We start from the raw sequence: 17,036 nt of genomic DNA, 5'->3' as shown, positions 1-17,036 counted from the left end.
CCGGAAGCCCGATACGACGGGCTTCTCGAGGCTGGCATCCGAATTGCAACAGGGAACCCGTGCGTCGCGCACGCACGTGCGTTCAACCGATCAAACAGGATGACTCATCGATGTTCAGGAAAAAACTAATCGTCACCGCGCTGGGGGGACTGCTGACGGGCGGAGCCGTATCGTTGCCCGCGTGGGCGGAAGAAGGTGCGGTGACGGCGGCACCGGACGAGAAACCGGCACAACAGGGCACGGACGATGCAGCCGCGGCTGCACCGACGGCGGCCCGTGCGACCCGCGGCACGGCCATCCGCGAAACGAACCTCGGCACGGTCACCGTGACCGCGCGCCGGCGCAAGGAGAGCATCCAGGACGTGCCGGTCGCGGTGAGCGCGCTGAGCGGCGACGCGATCAGGAACAACGAGCTGCGCGTGGTCAACGACGTGACGAAGTACGTGCCGAACTTCACCGGGCAATCGACCGAGGGCCGCGAGCGGCCGCGCTGGTTCCTGCGCGGCGTCGGCAGCAACGATCCGTCGGACCTGTCGCTGAGCCCGATCGGCGTGTACTTCGACGACGTGTACATCAACAGCGTGTTCGGGCAGGGGTTCCCGCTGTTCGACCTCGACCGCATCGAAGTGCTGCGCGGCCCGCAGGGCACGCTGTGGGGCAAGAACACGGTCGGCGGCGCGCTCAGCATCACGTCGCAGAAGCCGACCTTCGACGTGAGCGGCTACGGCAAGATCGGGCTCGGCCAGTACAACAGCCGGCTCGCGGAGGCCGCGATCGGCGGGCCGATCGGCAAGAACGACGTGCTGGCCGCGCGCGTGTCGGTGTATCACGAGAACGCCGACAGCTTCTACACGAATACGGTGCAGCAAGGGCGCTTCGGCGGCTTCCACGACAACGCGGTGCGCTTCCAGGTGCTCGCCGTGCCCACGTCGGACACCAACTTCCTGTTCAACATCCACGGCCGCAACTACACGGGCGGCGGCAATGCGTGGCACGCGCAAGGCGCGGGGCCGGGCGGCGCGAACCAGTTCGGCTTCGTCGGCTCGAGCGATCCGTACACGGTGTCGCTCAACGCGCCGTCGAGCGATCACATCTCGACCTGGGGCACATCGCTCACCGCGCACTGGCGCATCAACCCGGCGGTCACGCTCACGTCGATCACCGCGTTCGAAGGGCTGCACCGCTGGTACCAGGACGACGAGGACTATTCGGCGTTCGACGCCGCACGCTCGCACGATCGCCTGTCGAGCCGCCAGTTCTCGCAGGAATTCCGGCTCGAATCGCCGCAGAACGACCGGCTGAGCTGGCTCGTCGGCACCCACCTGTTCACCGAGCAACTGGCCGAGCAGGGTGCCGGCGGCGGCTTGCCGGGCTCGCCGTCACCCGCGTTCTACCACCTGACCGACCTCACGCAGCACACGCAGAGCGCGGCGATCTTCGGCAGCGTGAAGTACCGGTTTACCGACCGCTTCAACGTGACGGGCGGGCTGCGTTACACGATCGAGCGCAAGAACATCAACCTGACCGGGCTGCAGGGCACCGGCAACGTGACGTTCGACAATCCGGGCAGCTGGTGGGAGCCGTCGTCGGTGTCGTCGCCGCTGGCGGTCAGCGCGCGGCAGAACCAGACGAACACCTGGCGCGCGCCGACCTGGGACCTCACGCCCGAATACGCGCTCAGCAGCAACGTGCGTGCGTACTTCCGCTATGCGCGCGGCTTCCGTTCGGGCGGCTACAACGGCAACGCGTATACGCAGAGCACGGTGTCGACCGTGTCGCCGGAGTACCTGACCGACTATGAAGTCGGCATCAAGAGCGAGTGGTTCGACAAGCGGCTGATCGTCAACGCGAGCGTGTTCCACTACGACTATCGCGACATCCAGGTGTTCGCGCTCGCGCCGAACCCGTTCGGCGGCCCGCCGGTGTCGACGCTGTCGAATGCGGGGCAGGGGCGCGCGGACGGCTTCGAACTGGAGCTGAAGGCGCAGCCGGTCAACAGCCTCTACCTGTTCGCGAACCTCGGGATGCTGAACACGCGCTACACGGAGTTCCGCTATGTGCCGACCGCCGTCGGCAACTCGTTCGCGCGCTCGCCGCATACGACGATCAATGCGGGCTTCGACTATCGCGTACCGGTGTCGTTCGGCACGCTGATCGCAGGCGGTGACGTGAACTACCGCAGCCGCGAATACTTCAGCGCGACCCGGCAGACGATGCCGCAGCTCTGGCAGGGCGGCTACACGGTGTTGAACGCGCACGTTTCCTACACGACGCCGAACCAGAAGTACATCGTGACGGGCTACGTGACGAACCTGACCAACAAGGTCTACAAGAAGCTCGAGCTGCTGCCGTCGTATGGCGCGTATCCGGTGCTGTACGGCGATCCGCGCACGGTCGGGATCACGCTGACGGCGAAAATCTGACGGGCGGCACGGGCACGGGCACGGGCACGGGCACGACTCGCACGCGGCGACGCGGCGGCCCGCCCGTGTTCGCCGCGCGTCAGATCAGCAGCGACAGCGTCCTGAACAGCGCGAGATCCGCCTTGCGTGCCGACCGCGCGTGCCGGCGGATCACGTGCAGCAGGCAGTCGATGAAGCAGCGCGCCGCGTCGCTCAGCGTGCTGCTGCGCCGCGTGACGATCCCGAGGTCGCGCGGCTCGAAAGTCTCCTTCAGCTGCAACGCGCGCATCCGTTCGCCGAACGGCGGCACTGCAGCGAGAATCGTCGGGCACCACGTGCACATGTCGGCCTGTTCGAGCATCGTCTGCAGCATCGCCACCGACTGCGCGCGGACGATGCGCCGTTCGTCGATGTCGGCACCGTGGCGCGTGAACAGGTAGTCGACGAGCGCGGCCTGCCCGTCGGCCGCGAAATTCAGCACCCAGTCGTTCTCGAGCAGGTCGTGGATCGAGCGCGCGTGTTCGCGCGGATGGCCGGCGCGCACCATTACCGATGTCTCGTAGCGCAGCATCGGCTCGAACGCGAATTCCTGCGTGCCGCCCGGTTGCACGTGCCCGAGCGCGAAATCCATGCTGCCGTCGCGCAACAGCGGCTGCGCGACGGCCATCAGCGCCTCGTAGAGTTCGAGGCGCACGTCGGGCATCCGCTCGCGAAAGCGCAGCACCGTTTCCGCCAGGAACGTCATCGTGAGCCACGGCGTCACGCCGATGCTCAGCCGGCCCTCGATGCGGCCGCGCATGCGTTCGAGATCGCTCTGCGCGTGTTCGAGCTGCTTCAGCACGAGCTTCGCGTGCGTGAGCAGCGTCTTGCCGTATTCCGTGAAGCCGATTCCCTCCGGCGCGCGCACGAGCAGCGGCAGGCGCTCGCCGGCCTCCAGTTCGCGCAGCGCGCGCGTGACGGCCGCCTGCGACAGCCCGAGCGTGCGCGCCGCGCCGCGGATGCTCCCGGCCTCCGCGCTCGCGACGAGCGCCTGAAGCTGATGCAGCCTGATCGTACCCATGGTGCGATACCCGACAACGAAAGGTTGTCATCATAACGAAACCGCGGCTGTTCGCCGGGATTTTCGCTGCCTACGATGCGGCCACGATCGGTCATTCGGGCGATCGGCAACCGGCGTACGTCGAGGAGAATCGGGGTTGAACCACAAACCAGTCCAGCCGGAATTGGCGGCCATCGAAACGGAGATGATTGCGCTGCGCCGACGGCTGCACGCGCATCCTGAGCTCGGCTTCGAGGAACATGCGACGAGCGACCTCGTGGCCGGCTTCCTGACAACGTGGGGTTATCGGGTGACGCGCGGGCTCGGCGGCACGGGCGTGGTCGGCACGTTGACGCGAGGCACCGGTAAGCGGCTCGGGCTGCGCGCCGACATGGACGCGCTGCCGATCCGCGAGGCGACCGGGCTGCCGCATGCGAGCCGGTGCGACGGCGTGATGCATGCATGCGGCCACGACGGCCATACGGCGATGCTGCTGGCGGCGGCGCGGTGCCTGGCCGAGCGCGCCCGCTTCACGGGCACGCTGAACCTGATTTTCCAGCCGGCCGAGGAAGGGCTCGGCGGCGCGAAGCGGATGATCGACGACGGGCTGTTCGAGCAGTTTCCGTGCGATGCGGTGTTCGCGATGCACAACGTGCCGGGCCTGCCCGCCGGCGTGCTCGGTTTCTGCGACGGCCCGGCGATGGCATCGGCCGACGAGGTGCGCGTGCGCGTGACCGGGCGCGGCGGGCATGGCGCGGCGCCGCATACGACGATCGATCCGGTGGTCGTCTGCGCGTCGATCGTGATGGCGCTGCAGACCGTCGTGTCGCGCAACGTGAACCCGCAGGACCTGGCGATCGTGACGGCCGGCTCGATCCATGCGGGCACCGCGTCGAACGTGATCCCGCCGCACGCGGAACTGGCGCTGAGCGTGCGCGCACTGTCGCCGGACGTGCGCGCGCTGCTCGAACGGCGCATTCGCGAGATCGTGCACGGGCAGGCCGCGAGCTACGGCGCGTCGGCCGAGATCGATTACCGCCACGACTATCCGGTGCTCGTCAATCACGCGGCGGAAACCGCCTTCGCGCGCGACGTCGCCCGTGAATGGGGCGGTGACGGCGCGCTGATCCCCCATCTTCGGCCGATCGCGGCAAGCGAGGACTTCGCGTTCATGCTGAACGCTTGCCCCGGCAGCTACCTGTCGATCGGCAACGGTGACGGCAATGGCGACGGCGGCGCCGGATGCGGGCTGCACCATCCCGGCTACGACTTCAACGACGCGTGCCTCGCCACCGGCGCGAGCTACTGGATTGCGCTGGCGGAGCGCTATCTCGCGTGACGCGCCCGCATGATTTTGACTGACGATTCACACGAGGAAGGAGACTGGCAATGAAGCAGGGGAAGCAATGTAAACGGATGGCGGCGCTCGCGTTGGCGCTGGCGGCAGGGGCGGCGCATGCGGGTGACTGGGCGGGCAGGGAGATTCGCCTCGCGGTCGATCCGACTTACCCGCCGCTCGAGTACAAGCTGCCCGACGGCACGCTGACGGGCTTCGGGATCGACATCACGAATGCGTTGTGTGCGGAACTGCATGCGCGCTGCGTGTGGGTCGAGTCGAGTTTCGACGGGATGATTCCAGGGCTGCTCGCGCGCAAGTTCGACGTCATCGCGTCGTCGATGACGATTACGCCGAAGCGGCAGCAGCAGATCGCCTTCACGAACCGGATCTCGAATGCGCCGGCGCGCCTCGTCGCGCGCAAGGGTTCGCCGCTGCTGCCGACGGCCGACGCGCTGAAGGGCAAGCGCGTGGGCGTCGAGCAGGGCTCCGCGCAGGCCGACTATGCGATCGCGAACTGGCAGCCGGCCGGCGTGCAGATCGTGTCGTACCCGAACCAGGACCAGGTCTATGCCGATCTCGTGACGGGCCGGCTCGACGCGGCGTTCCAGGCATCGATCGCGGCGAGCGACGGTTTCCTGAAGAAGCCGCAGGGCAAGGAGTTTGCATTCGTCGGCGCGGCGATCGACGACGCGAAGTATTTCGGGCAGGGCGACGGGCTCGGGCTGCGCAAGCAGGACAACGACCTGCGCGACGCCTTCAACCGCGCGCTCGCGACGATCCTCGCGAACGGCACGTACCAGCGGATCAACCGGAAGTATTTCGACTTCGACATCTACGGCACGAAGTAAGCGGTGGCGCCATGCATGGCGCGGTAACGACAAAACAAATAAGGATGACGGATGAACTGGAGATTGATTTTCGTCGCGATGCCGGCGCTGTGCGCCGCGCCCGCGTTCGCGCAAGGCAGCGTCACGCTGTACGGCCTCGTCGATGCGGGCATCGACTACACGAACAATGTCGGCGGCCACGGCGCGTGGCAGATGGCGAGCGGCTTCGCGCAGGGCAGCCGCTGGGGGCTGAAGGGCAGCGAGGATCTGGGGGGCGGCTACAGCGCGCTGTTCCAGGTCGAGAACGGCTTCAACGTGAACAGCGGCACGCTCGCGCAGGGCGGCCGCATGTTCGGGCGGCAGGCGTACGTCGGCCTCGGCAGCGCGCGGTTCGGCACGCTGACGCTCGGCCGGCAATACGATGCGGTGGTCGACTATCTCGCGCCGACCACCGCGAACGGCAGTTGGGGCGTCTATCCGTTCTCGCATCCGCTCGACAACGACAACACCGGCAATACGTTTCGGGTCAACAACACGGTCAAGTATGCGAGCCCGGATTTCGCCGGCTTCTCGTTCGGCGGCACGTACAGCTTCAGTAACGACACGGGCTTCGCGAACAACCGGCAGTGGAGCGTCGGCGCGCAGTACGAGCAGGGCGGGTGGCTCGTCGGCGCGGCCTTCCTGAATGCGGACAACCCGGGTGCGACGCCGGGCGGCGCGATCGCGGGCTCGGGATCGGTCGGCGCCGATGCGAACTTCGCGTCGGCGCGGCTGCGGATCTTCGGTGCGGGCATCAACTACACGGCGGGGCCCGCGACGGTCGGGTTCGCGTACACGAACAGTAACGTCACGCGGCCGACCGCGAACGTCGGTTACCTGTTCGGCGACGAGACGATCGAGCCCGTGACCGGCCCGCTCGCAGGCGGCACGGTGACGTCGATCAAGTACCAGAACTTCGAAGTGAACGGCAAATACCAGTTCACGCCCGCGCTGTTCGTCGGGGCGCAGTACGTGTACACGACGGTGCGCTACGACGCGACGACGGGCACCGCGAAGCCGAAGATCCATTCGCTCGGGCTGATGGCCGACTACACGCTGTCGAAGCGCACGGACGTGTACCTGATGGGCGCCTACCAGCGGATCGCGGGCGACGCGACGGGCTCGTCGCTCGACCAGGCCTATGTTCCCGGCGCGGCAGACCTGTCGTCGACCTCGAAGCAGCTGATGATTCACGCGGGGATCCGTCACCGGTTCTGACGCCGGAGGCAGCGGGCGAGGCCGCCCGCTGCCCGTCACCCCGATGCGCTTACCGCGCGACGCGGATCACGACCTTGCCGAAGTGCTGCCCCGACTGCAGGTACGCATACGCCTGCGGCGCTTCGTCGAAGCCGAACACGCGATCGACCACCGGCTTGATCCGCTTCGCGTCTACGAGGCGCACGACGTCGTCGAGCATCGCGCGGCTGCCGACCATGATCCCCTGCAGCCGCCTGATCCCGCCGATCAGCGACAGCAGCCCGAGCTCGGGGCCGCCGAAGCTGCTGAGGCCGCCGATCACCGACACGGTGCCGCCCATCTTCGTCGCGGCGACCGAGCGCGGCAGCGTATCCTTGCCGCCGACTTCGACGACCAGATCCGCACCCGCGCCGCCGGTGAGCCGCAGCACGTCGTGTTGCCATTCGGGCGTGGCGCGATAGTTGATGGTTGCGTCCGCACCGAGCGCGCGGGCGCGTTCGAGCTTCGCGTCGCTCGACGACGTGACGATGGTGCGCAGCCCCGCGGCATGCGCGAGCTGCAGCGCAACGATCGACACGCCGCCCGTGCCGAGCAGCACGACGGTCGCGCCGGGCCCCAGGCCGCCGTCGGCGAACAGCGCGTTCCAGGCGGTGATGCCCGCGCACGACAGCGTCGCCGCCTCGTCGTAGTCCAGATGCGCGGGAATCGCGACCAGCGCCGCTTCGTCGGACACGAAGTGCTCGGCCAGCACGCCGTCGAAATGCGAGCCGGGCGATCCCGAGGTTTTCTGCGGCGTCGGCGGCCCGTCGATCCAGCGCGGGAAGTAGGTGTTGATCACGCGATCGCCGGGCTTGAAGCGCGTGACGTCGCGGCCCGTTTCGATGACTTCGCCGGCGCCGTCGGCAACCGGAATCAGCGCTTCGTTGCCGATGCCGAGATAGTCGCCGCGCGCGAACATCAGGTCGCGATAGTTCAGGCCGGCCGAATGGATCTTCACGACGACGTCGGTCGGCCCGACCGCGCGGCGTGTCGCGTCGATGCGCCGAAGCCCGGCCGCACCGTCGCCCGGTTTTACTTGCCATGCGTGCATGTCGACTCCTTTTTCGAGATAGTGCGGACTATCATAGTGTTGCTCGCATGGACGCATTGACGATAATTCGGCCGATGACTGTCGCCTGCATGGACACAAACCTGTTACCCCACCGGAGCGAAATGGCATGGACGAGCGGCTGAGAGGCGTTGCCGAATTTGTCGACGTGGTGGATTCGGGCAGCTTCGCGGCGGCCGCGCTGCGGCTCGGCGTTACGCGCTCGGCGGTCGCGAAGGTCGTCGCGCGGCTCGAACGCCGTCTCGGCACCCGGCTGCTGCAGCGCACGACACGCCAGCTCGGCCTGACCGACGAGGGGCTCGTCTATTACGAACAGTGCCGGCGGCTGCTCGCCGAACTCGGCGAGACGGAGGCCGCGCTCGACGCGGGCCAGCGCGAGCCGGCGGGGCGGCTGCGCGTCAGCGTGCCGGTGCTGTTCGGGCGGCAATGCGTGGCGCCCCTCATGCGGCGCCTCGTGGAGCGCCATCCGCGGCTCGAAATCGACGTGTCGTTCAGCGATCGCGTGGCCGACCTCGTCAACGACGGCTTCGACATCGCGGTGCGCATCGGCGAGCTCGCCGATACGAGCGCGCTCGTCGGCCGCAAGCTCGGCGTGCAGCGCATGGGCATCTGCGCATCGCCCGCGTATCTCGAACGTCATGGCCGGCCGGCGGGGCTCGACGAACTCGCGTCGCACGTCGGCATCGCGTATTCGCGCGGCGGGCAACCGACGCCGTGGCCGATAGTCGGCGCGAACGGCGCGGTGCACGACCATCGTCCGGCCGGGCGCCTGCGGCTCGACGACCTGCAGGCCATTGCCGATGCGGCCGCCGCCGGCGCGGGCCTTGCGTGGCTCCCCTGCTGGCTGATGGCGCCTTACCTGCGCGACGGCCGCCTCGCGCTCGTGATGGACAGCAACAGCGTGTCGGGCGCCGAAGTGTTCGCCGTGCGGCCGGCATCGCGCCACGTGCCGTCGAAGGTGCGTGTCGTCATCGATGCGCTCGTGGACGAGATACCGAAGATGCTCGCGTCGGATGGTTGAGGCGGGCGCGTCGGTCGCGGCATCCCCGCGACGCATGGTCGGCCGGTGCGGCGTATGATCGTCGCACACCCAATCCGCCGGGGGCACGACGTGATGAAGCGTGAACCGCAGGTCGCCATCGTCATCGCTATCGCAGCGACCGTTCCGAACCTCACCCGTTACACGGTTCTTCGGTGATGCGCTGGCCGGCATGCAGCCCCGGTGCGCACGGGGCAGACCTCCCTGCGACAACCCGGCGCGCGCGTACATGACGACGATCGATACCACGAAGGCCGCGCGGCAACCCGGCTGGCTGCGCATCGCGCCCGCACTGTTCCTGCTGCTGTGGGCAAGCGGCTTCGTGTTCCTGAAGCTCGGCTTGCGCTATGCCGATCCGCTCACCTTCCTCGCGCTGCGCTATGCGTGCGTCGTCGCGCTGCTCGCGGGCCCGTTCCTGTGGCTGCGCCCCGCGTTGCCGCGCACGGGGCGCGCATGGCGCGATCTCGTCGTGGTCGGCCTGTTGCTGCAGGCCGGTTATTTCGCGTGTACGTACCTGAGCCTGAAGCTCGGCATGTCGGCGGGCGCCGTCGCGCTCGTCACGTCGCAGCAGCCGATCCTCGTCGGGCTGCTCGCGCCGATGATTGCCGGCGAACGCGTCGGCGTGTTGCGCTGGATCGGGCTCGCACTCGGCGCCGCGGGCGCGGTCCTGGTGATCCTCGCGCGTTCGTCGGTCGATGTCGCGTCGCCGTGGGCGCTCGCGTTCGCGCTGTTCGCGCTCGCCTGCATCACCGGCGGCACGCTGTGGGAAAAACGCTTCGGCACCGACGTCCATCCGGTCACCGCGAACCTCGTGCAGTACGCGGTCGGCCTCGCGGTCACCGCGCCGCTCGCGTTCGCGCTCGAACCGATGCACGTGCAATGGACCGCCGGGCTCGCCGGTTCGCTCGCGTACCTCGTCATCTGCAACTCGCTGATCGCGATCTCGCTGCTGCTCGCGATGGTGCGGTACGGCGAGGCGTCGCGCGTGTCGGCGCTGTTCTTCCTGATCCCGCCCGCGACCGCGCTGATCGCGCTCGTGGCGCTCGGCGAGACGATCGGCGCGCTCGCATGGCCGGGGATGGCGCTCGCGGCTGCCGGCCTGTTTCTCGTGATGCGTTACTGAATACCGAACGCGCGCGGGATGCGGGGCGGCGTATCGATGCCGGCCGATTCGTGCGTGGCGGATCGCGTCGCGGCGCGCGATGCCGATGGCGGAGGGGCGGGCCGGCTGACCGCCGCGCGCGCCGATGCCGGTCGCGCCGCGCGGCAGGCGCTTGCCATGCGGCGCGACGGCCCCCAGGCCGCGCCGTATCAACCCGCCGTCCGATGCGGATTGCAGTCCGCCGAATACTCCGCATGCTCGCCGTTGACGTGCAGAACCAGCGTTGCCTTGCAGATATCGCTCGAATCGACGCTCAGCAGCAGCGTCGCGAGCGGCTGGTCCTCGCCGCCAGCGAGCCGCGATTCGCCGGAGCGCGTCAGCGAGGCCGAGCCCGCGCCGCCGGTTCGGGTGATGCGCAGGCTGTACGACACGTCGACCGGTGCAGCCGCCCGCACGTGCGGCACGATATTCACGCCGCCGGCACTGGCGGCGATGTCGAAATAGGCGTTGAGATCGTGAATGCCAACCATGATCGTCCCCTGTCGAATGAAAAAAGGCCGAACGTGTATCCGTCCGGCCTTTCCGTTACGCCGGCGGCACTTAATGCTGCTTGACCGAAACGGTGTTGTTGAAGCCGTTCTGGTTGGTGTTCGCGTAGTTGGCGTGCCTTGTTGCACCAGCGTGGCGTTGTTGTTGTAGCCGGTCTGCGTCACGTAGCCCGGATTCACTTGTGCGAAATATGGCGGCGCCCGATTTTCGGGTTATTCGTTCCTTGCCGAACGCAGCACATGGTGAAAGGAGTCAGCAAGAGGCGTGCCTGTTGTCGTTTCAAGCGGAATCTATTTTGAAATCGTTATTAGTCTAATTTTTCGGATGCGTAACTCATTCGCGTAAAACGTTTGCGGGTTAGATATTTGATTAACAAGCTTTCTTTTATATTCGGCGCATCAAGATTAAATCAGACGATAATTCCCACCAGTCGTGATTTGGAAATTCCTGGCGCATCTGATGCGCAGTAAACGTACCGTGTTGCCACGGACACGCCCGTAACGACACGACGTAACGTCCGTTACGCACGTAGAATCGTCCGATCAAAGCACCGGTTCCGGGCCTCCACCCTGGAAACCTCTCTCCACGCAATTCATGTGAACGGACTTCGGGAGCACGCATGTCATCTCGCACCTATCTCGTCACCGGCGCATCGCGCGGCATCGGCCTCGCGGTCAGCACCTTGCTCGCACGGCACGGTCATCACGTCATCGGCCTCGCGCGAAATGTGCAGGGCATCGACTTTCCCGGCGAACTGCGCGCGTGCGATCTCGCCGACATCGAACAGACGGCAGCGACGCTTACCCGTATCGGCGAGGAGCACGCTGTCGACGGTATCGTGAACAATGCGGGCATCGTGATGCCGCAACCGCTCGGGCAGATCGATTTCCGGTCGCTGCAGACCGTGTTCGATCTCAACGTGCGGGCCGCGATCCAGGTCACGCAGCACTTCGCGGACGCGATGAAGGCGCGCGGCCACGGGCGCATCGTCAACATCTGCAGCCGGGCGATTTTCGGCAGTCTCGACCGCACCGCGTATTCCGCCGCGAAGAGCGCGCTCGTCGGCTGCACGCGCACGTGGGCGCTCGAACTGGCCGAACATGGTGTGACCGTCAACGCGGTGGCGCCGGGGCCGATCGAGACGGAACTGTTCCGGCTGACGCGGCCCGTCGGCAGCGAAGCCGAACGCAAGGTGCTCGCGACGATTCCCGCGCGCCGGCTCGGCACGCCCGACGATGTGGCGGCCGCGATCGCGTTCTTCCTGTCGGACGAGGCCGGTTTCGTCACGGGGCAGGTGCTGGCCGTGGACGGCGGCGGCAGCCTCGGCGGACGCAGCTGAAGCACGACGCGCGGGCGAGCCGTCGCGCGCGGCCCGGCGGCGGCCGGCTTCGGCGCTCGGCCCGCGCGCATGCATACGCGCGTGCCGATGGCCGGTATTCGGCTTGCGCGCATATTCCGCCGCCCCGTTAGCATGTGACGAATCGGACTTTGGGTGCCGCGCGCGCGACGCTAAGATCGCCGATCCCGTAGATCGCGCGTTCCAGAACGATGAAAAAGTCCGCTTCGCCGTTGCATGCTTTTCGTTTCCGTGTCGTCTGCGCCGCGATTGCCGGCGCGTTGTCGCTTGCATCGTGCGGCGGCGTCGACAGCGATCCGCCGTCGTCATCGACGAACCCCGCGCCGCCGCTGGCGGCGAAACGCCCGAACATCCTGTACATCATGGCCGACGATCTCGGCTATTCCGACATCCATGCATTCGGCGGCGAGATCAACACGCCGAACCTCGATGCGCTCGTCGCGTCGGGCCGCATCCTGTCGAACCATCACACGGGCACGGTCTGCGCGATCACGCGCGCGATGCTGGTGTCCGGCACCGATCACCATCTGGTCGGCGAAGGCACGATGGGGGTGCCGACCGACGAACGGCGCGGGCTGCCCGGCTACGAGGGCTACCTGAACGACCGCGCGCTGTCGTTCGCACAACTGTTGAAGGATGCCGGCTACCACACGTACATCGCGGGCAAGTGGCATATCGGCTCGGGGATCGTCGGCAGCGCGACGGGCAGCGGGCAGACGCCGGACCAGTGGGGCTTCGAGCGCAGCTACGTGCTGCTCGGCGGCGCGGCGACCAACCACTTCGCGCACGAGCCGGCCGGCTCGTCGAACTACACGGAAGACGGCCGTTACGTGCAGCCTGGCCAGCCCGGGCAGCCGGGCGGCGCGGGCGGCAGCCCGGCCGTGTTCTATTCGACCGATTTCTATACGCAGAAGCTGATCTCGTACATCGATTCGAACAAGCGCGACGGCAAGCCGTTCTTCGCGTACGCGGCGTATACGTCGCCGCACTGGCCGCTGCAGGTGCCCGAACCATGGCTGCACAAGTACGCGGGCGTGTACGACGCCGGCTACGACGCGATCCGCAATGCGCGGATCGCACGGCAGAAGGCGCTCGGCCTGATCCCCGCCGATTTCAAGCCGTTCGACGGCCTGCCCGAAACGACGGCGGCGTCGCCCGCGACCGCGAACAACGGCACCGCGAGCGCGAAGTACATCAGCGCGGTGCATTCGGCCGCCGACGGCTACAGCGACTACGGCCCCGGCAAGGTCGACAAGCAGTGGTCGAGCCTGTCGCCGGCCGAGCGGCGGGCGCAGGCGCGCTACATGGAGATCTATGCGGGGATGGTCGAGAACCTCGACTACAACATCGGACTCCTGATCCAGCACCTGAAGGACATCGGCGAATACGACAACACGTTCATCATGTTCCAGTCGGACAACGGCTCGGAAGGCTGGCCGATCGACTCGGGCGCGGACCCGACGGCGACCGACACCGCGAACGGGCAGGACCCGGTCTACTCGACCCTCGGCACCGACAACGGCAAGCAGAACGCGCAGCGCCTGCAGTACGGGCTGCGCTGGGCCGAGGTGAGCGCGTCGCCGTTCCGGCTCACGAAGGGGTATTCGGCCGAAGGCGGCGTATCGACGCCGACGATCGTGCGCCTGCCGGGCCAGACGAAGCAGTTGCCGACGCTGCGCGCGTTCACGCACGTGACCGACAACACGGCGACGTTCCTTGCGATCGCGGGCGTCACGCCGCCGTCGCAGCCGGCGCCGCCGCTCGTCAACACGCTGACGGGCGTCGACCAGAACAAGGGCAAGGTGGTCTACAACAACCGCTACGTGTATCCGGTCACCGGCCAGTCGCTGCTGCCGGTGCTCACGGGGTCGGCGACGGGCGAGGTGCATACGACGCCGTTCGGCGACGAAGCATACGGCCGCGCCTACCTGCGCAGCGCCGACGGCCGCTGGAAGGCACTGTGGACCGAACCGCCGCTCGGGCCGCTCGACGGGCACTGGCAGCTTTACGACCTCGCGTCGGATCGCGGCGAGACGACCGACGTGTCGGCGCAGAACCCGTCGGTGATCGGCACGCTCGTCGACCAGTGGAAGACCTACATGAGCAACGTCGGCGGAGTCGAACCGCTGCGTCCGCGCGGCTACTACTGATACCGGGGCGACACGATGCGGTTCCGGTTCTGGACGATCGGCGCGGCGCTGGCTGCCACGTTGTTCGCCGCCGCGTTCGCGGCCGGCTATGCGAATCCCGTCGCGCCGGGGGGCGACGCATTCGACGACGCGAATCGCGGCCGCGCACTCGCGCCGCTCGGCTCGGAGCGGCAGTGCGCGCGCTATTCGGGGCTGCCGGCCGGGTGGCGCGACGACCCGAAGGCCGGGATGGTGCACCTGCGCGGCGGCGCGTTCGTGTTCGGCAGCACGCGCGGCTACGCGGACGAGCGCCCGGTGGGCGACGGCCGCACGCGCGTCGGCGGGTTCTGGATCGACCAGACCGACGTGACGATCGCGCAGTTCGCCGCGTTCGTGCAGGCGACCGGCTACGTTACCGAGGCCGAGCAGCAGGGCGGGGCGGCCGTGTTCCATGTGCCGACACGCGACGAGATGAACGCGCGCGACCTCGCGTGGTGGTCGTGGGTGAAGGGCGCGTCGTGGCGTCATCCGCGCGGGCCGGGCAGCGGCGTCGACGGGATCGGCAACCTGCCCGTCACGCTTGTCACGCAGCGCGATGCGCTCGCGTATGCGCGGTGGCTCGGCCGCGACCTGCCGACCGAGGCCGAATGGGAATACGCGGGCAAGGCCGGCCGCGACGACGCGTCGCTCGACGCGGCGCCGCGCGACGCGCAGGGCAAGCCGGCCGCGAACTACTGGCAGGGCGCGTTCCCGGTGCTCGACACGGCCGAGGACGGCCATGCGGGGCTCGCGCCCGTCGGCTGCTACGCGGCGAACGGGTTCCGGCTCTACGACATGATCGGCAATGCGTGGGAGTGGACCCGGGACGCATACACGGGCCCGCACCAGTCGCATACCAACGGCGACACGGCGGCCGTCGCTCCGCCGACGCGCCGGCACGATACGCCGATGGTCATCAAGGGCGGCTCGTTCCTGTGCTCGCGTGACTACTGCGTGCGTTATCGCGCGTCGTCGCGTGAACAGCAGGAAGCCGATCTCGGCGCGTCGCATATCGGATTTCGCACGATTCTGAGGGATGCGTCATGAAGCGCGTCGTGCACTACCTGGGCGCGTGGCTGATGGTTGCGTGCGGGGTCGTTCATCCGGCTTTGGCCGTCGCCGCTGAATCGACTGCGGCGACTGCAGCGACTGCAGCGGCCGTCCGCGTCGGCGTGACGCGCGGCGTGCATGCGCAGATCCTCGACGAAGTGAAGCGGGTCGCGGCGTCACGAGGATTCGGCATCGACGTCGTCGAATTCGACGATGCGTCGCGCATCGACGCGGCGCTGGCCGATGGCAAGATCGACGCGGCCAGCTTCGAGGACGCGCAACAGCTTGCCGCGACGCGCGCGCGGAAGCGCTACGCCCTGACCGGAATCGCGCCGACCGTCACGCTGCCGATGGCGCTGTATTCGCGCAAGCTCAAGAACCTGAACGAACTGCAACCCGGCGCGACGGTCGCGATTCCCGACGATCCGCGCGGGATGGCGCGTGCGCTCGTGCTGCTGCAGAACGACACGCTGGTGACGCTGCGCGAGCAGGCCGGCCTGCATGCGACGCTGCGCGACGTGACCGGCAACCGGCTCGGGCTGAAGCTCGTCGCGCTGCGCCGGGAGCGCCTTTACGCAGCGCTCGACAAGGCCGCGTTCGTTGCAATCGACAGCGACGATGCCGCGCGTGCCGGGCTGCAACCCGCGCGCGACAGCATCAGCCTCGAGGACGCGCGCTCGCCGTATGCGAACGTGCTGACGGTGCGCGACGCCGATCGCGCGAAGCCGTGGGTGACGCAACTCGTCGCCGCCTATCACTCGGACGACGTCGCGCGCTTCATTCTCATGCGCTACCAGGATTCGGTGCGACGGCCGTGGTAGACACCTACCTGCTCGCGTGCAACGCATGCGGACGCTGCTGCAACAGTGCGCCGACGCTGTCGTTGCGCGAACTGTTCCGGCATCGTCATCGCTTCGTCGGTGCGCTGACGATCCGTCGCGTGCCGAAGCGGCGGATCGGCGAGCGCTGGCGCGCGGGCGGCCGTGAATACGCGCTCGATGCCGACGATGTCGCGGCTTCCGATGCGCTGGCCGGGCAGCTGTTTCATCGCACCGGCATCGCGGGGAGCGAATGGATCGTGCTGACGCTGCAGGGCTACGACTATCCGTCGCTCGGCCGTTGCGCGGCACTGGCCGACGACGGCCGCTGCAGCGTGCATGCGGACAAGCCGTCGATCTGCGGCGCGGTGCCGCTCGATCCGATGCTGCCCGACCGGTTGCAGTCCCGAGTGCTGGCCGCGCGGCGCGACGATGCGGGATGGCTTGGCGCGAACTGCATTGTCGACACCGCGGGCGCGCAGTCTCCCGTCGAATCCTCTTTCCCGATTCCACTGGTGACGGCCGGACAGGTCGCAGACCGTGCGGCGCTCGATGCGCATCGCGATGCGCTCGTGTTCGAGCGCGCGGTGTGGCGCGATGCGGTGTTCGCATCGTTGACCGGCGGCGGGCAGGAGGGACATCGTGCGCTGTCGCGGCTCGCGCCCGGCGGGTACCTGACCGTGTCGATCGTGCCCGTCCTGCTCGCCGTTGCGTCGGTATCCGCGCATTGCCGCACGCTGTGCATCGACTTCATCGACGCTCAGCGTGCATTGATCGCCGCGAACATCGAAGCGGCACTCGCACGCCGCCATGCCGGCGACCGCCCGGCGACGCGTGAATTGCGCGGCTTCGGGGAGGCGCTCGAACGTGCACGGCACGCGCTGGCCGCGATGCCGGCGCCCGCGGCCGGCATGCGTGAAGACGCGCCGCGCATCGACGCATGGCTTGCCGGCCGGGCCGGTGCCGATCCGCTAGCCGCGTGACGATCGCGGCACGCCGCGC

General features: G+C 68.0%; 14 protein-coding genes. 11 read left to right on the top strand and 3 right to left on the bottom strand.

Going from position 1 to position 17,036, the window contains the following annotated elements; genetic code table 11:
• Positions 1–110 precede the first annotated feature (110 nt).
• Positions 111–2,423, top strand: a complete 2,313-nt coding sequence (locus APZ15_RS21665; RefSeq protein ID WP_027790753.1) for a TonB-dependent receptor — start codon at positions 111–113, stop codon at positions 2,421–2,423.
• 79 nt (positions 2,424–2,502) lie between these two features.
• Here APZ15_RS21665 and APZ15_RS21660 read toward each other — a convergent pair whose 3' ends face one another.
• A complete protein-coding gene (locus APZ15_RS21660) occupies positions 2,503–3,462 on the bottom strand; it encodes a LysR substrate-binding domain-containing protein (protein WP_027790754.1) in 960 nt (319 codons plus the stop codon).
• A gap of 184 nt (positions 3,463–3,646) precedes the next feature.
• Here APZ15_RS21660 and APZ15_RS21655 point away from each other — a divergent pair, with 184 nt between their 5' ends.
• The 3 genes from APZ15_RS21655 to APZ15_RS21645 are packed head-to-tail and all read left to right on the top strand — an operon-like array spanning position 3,647 to position 6,864.
• Positions 3,647–4,780, top strand: a complete 1,134-nt coding sequence (locus APZ15_RS21655) for a M20 aminoacylase family protein (protein WP_088611412.1) — start codon at positions 3,647–3,649, stop codon at positions 4,778–4,780.
• A 50-nt stretch (positions 4,781–4,830) separates the two neighbouring features.
• Positions 4,831–5,628, top strand: coding sequence for an ABC transporter substrate-binding protein (locus APZ15_RS21650; protein WP_027790756.1), 798 nt, complete (start codon positions 4,831–4,833; stop codon positions 5,626–5,628).
• A 51-nt stretch (positions 5,629–5,679) separates the two neighbouring features.
• A complete protein-coding gene (locus tag APZ15_RS21645) occupies positions 5,680–6,864 on the top strand; it encodes a porin (RefSeq protein ID WP_027790757.1) in 1,185 nt (394 codons plus the stop codon).
• Between the two features lie 49 nt (positions 6,865–6,913).
• Here the strand turns inward: APZ15_RS21645 and APZ15_RS21640 are convergent, their stop codons facing one another.
• Positions 6,914–7,933, bottom strand: a complete 1,020-nt coding sequence (locus tag APZ15_RS21640; RefSeq protein ID WP_027790758.1) for a zinc-dependent alcohol dehydrogenase family protein — start codon at positions 7,931–7,933, stop codon at positions 6,914–6,916.
• Positions 7,934–8,060: 127 nt separating this feature from the next.
• Here APZ15_RS21640 and APZ15_RS21635 point away from each other — a divergent pair, with 127 nt between their 5' ends.
• Together APZ15_RS21635 and APZ15_RS21630 are read left to right on the top strand one after the other, a co-directional pair.
• Positions 8,061–8,972 carry a LysR family transcriptional regulator gene (locus APZ15_RS21635; protein WP_027790759.1) on the top strand — a complete coding sequence of 304 codons (912 nt, stop codon included), beginning with the start codon at positions 8,061–8,063 and terminating at the stop codon, positions 8,970–8,972.
• A gap of 247 nt (positions 8,973–9,219) precedes the next feature.
• Positions 9,220–10,113 carry a DMT family transporter gene (locus tag APZ15_RS21630; protein ID WP_027790760.1) on the top strand — a complete coding sequence of 298 codons (894 nt, stop codon included), beginning with the start codon at positions 9,220–9,222 and terminating at the stop codon, positions 10,111–10,113.
• A 188-nt stretch (positions 10,114–10,301) separates the two neighbouring features.
• On the opposite strand, the gene csgH is transcribed toward APZ15_RS21630, so the two are convergent.
• Complete coding sequence (gene csgH, locus APZ15_RS41070; RefSeq protein WP_138143389.1) at positions 10,302–10,805, bottom strand: curli-like amyloid fiber formation chaperone CsgH; 504 nt, start codon at positions 10,803–10,805, stop codon at positions 10,302–10,304.
• Between the two features lie 455 nt (positions 10,806–11,260).
• Here csgH and APZ15_RS21620 point away from each other — a divergent pair, with 455 nt between their 5' ends.
• From APZ15_RS21620 to APZ15_RS21600, 5 genes are all read left to right on the top strand, one after another.
• Positions 11,261–11,980, top strand: a complete 720-nt coding sequence (locus tag APZ15_RS21620; RefSeq protein ID WP_027790762.1) for an SDR family oxidoreductase — start codon at positions 11,261–11,263, stop codon at positions 11,978–11,980.
• Positions 11,981–12,189: 209 nt separating this feature from the next.
• Positions 12,190–14,148 (top strand): arylsulfatase, encoded by a 1,959-nt coding sequence (locus APZ15_RS21615; protein ID WP_027790763.1) that lies wholly within the window; start codon positions 12,190–12,192, stop codon positions 14,146–14,148.
• Between the two features lie 15 nt (positions 14,149–14,163).
• A complete protein-coding gene (locus tag APZ15_RS21610) occupies positions 14,164–15,213 on the top strand; it encodes a formylglycine-generating enzyme family protein (RefSeq protein WP_027790764.1) in 1,050 nt (349 codons plus the stop codon).
• Complete coding sequence (locus tag APZ15_RS21605) at positions 15,210–16,037, top strand: MetQ/NlpA family lipoprotein (protein WP_027790765.1); 828 nt, start codon at positions 15,210–15,212, stop codon at positions 16,035–16,037. The genes APZ15_RS21610 and APZ15_RS21605 overlap by 4 nt, the downstream gene beginning before the upstream one ends.
• Positions 16,031–17,017, top strand: a complete 987-nt coding sequence (locus APZ15_RS21600) for a YkgJ family cysteine cluster protein (protein ID WP_027790766.1) — start codon at positions 16,031–16,033, stop codon at positions 17,015–17,017. Before APZ15_RS21605 ends, APZ15_RS21600 begins: the two co-directional genes overlap by 7 nt.
• The last annotated feature ends 19 nt before the right edge of the window (positions 17,018–17,036 follow it).

The organism is Burkholderia cepacia ATCC 25416 (assembly GCF_001411495.1).
GTDB lineage: Bacteria > Pseudomonadota > Gammaproteobacteria > Burkholderiales > Burkholderiaceae > Burkholderia > Burkholderia cepacia.
The sequence above is the reverse complement of the archived record's forward strand: the minus strand, read 5'-3'. Positions and strand labels throughout refer to the sequence as shown.

What these genes read in the sequence shown, in the direction of transcription:
- APZ15_RS21620 (WP_027790762.1), top strand. Translation starts at nt 11,261, where the DNA reads ATGTCATCTCGCACCTATCTCGTCACCGGCGCATCGCGCGGCATCGGC.
- APZ15_RS21610 (WP_027790764.1), top strand. Translation starts at nt 14,164, where the DNA reads ATGCGGTTCCGGTTCTGGACGATCGGCGCGGCGCTGGCTGCCACGTTG.
- APZ15_RS21645 (WP_027790757.1), top strand. Translation starts at nt 5,680, where the DNA reads ATGAACTGGAGATTGATTTTCGTCGCGATGCCGGCGCTGTGCGCCGCG.
- APZ15_RS21635 (WP_027790759.1), top strand. Translation starts at nt 8,061, where the DNA reads ATGGACGAGCGGCTGAGAGGCGTTGCCGAATTTGTCGACGTGGTGGAT.
- APZ15_RS21655 (WP_088611412.1), top strand. Translation starts at nt 3,647, where the DNA reads ATGATTGCGCTGCGCCGACGGCTGCACGCGCATCCTGAGCTCGGCTTC.
- APZ15_RS21660 (WP_027790754.1), bottom strand. Translation starts at nt 3,462, where the DNA reads ATGGGTACGATCAGGCTGCATCAGCTTCAGGCGCTCGTCGCGAGCGCG.
- APZ15_RS21650 (WP_027790756.1), top strand. Translation starts at nt 4,831, where the DNA reads ATGAAGCAGGGGAAGCAATGTAAACGGATGGCGGCGCTCGCGTTGGCG.
- APZ15_RS21615 (WP_027790763.1), top strand. Translation starts at nt 12,190, where the DNA reads ATGAAAAAGTCCGCTTCGCCGTTGCATGCTTTTCGTTTCCGTGTCGTC.
- APZ15_RS21640 (WP_027790758.1), bottom strand. Translation starts at nt 7,933, where the DNA reads ATGCACGCATGGCAAGTAAAACCGGGCGACGGTGCGGCCGGGCTTCGG.
- APZ15_RS21630 (WP_027790760.1), top strand. Translation starts at nt 9,220, where the DNA reads ATGACGACGATCGATACCACGAAGGCCGCGCGGCAACCCGGCTGGCTG.
- APZ15_RS21605 (WP_027790765.1), top strand. Translation starts at nt 15,210, where the DNA reads ATGAAGCGCGTCGTGCACTACCTGGGCGCGTGGCTGATGGTTGCGTGC.
- APZ15_RS21665 (WP_027790753.1), top strand. Translation starts at nt 111, where the DNA reads ATGTTCAGGAAAAAACTAATCGTCACCGCGCTGGGGGGACTGCTGACG.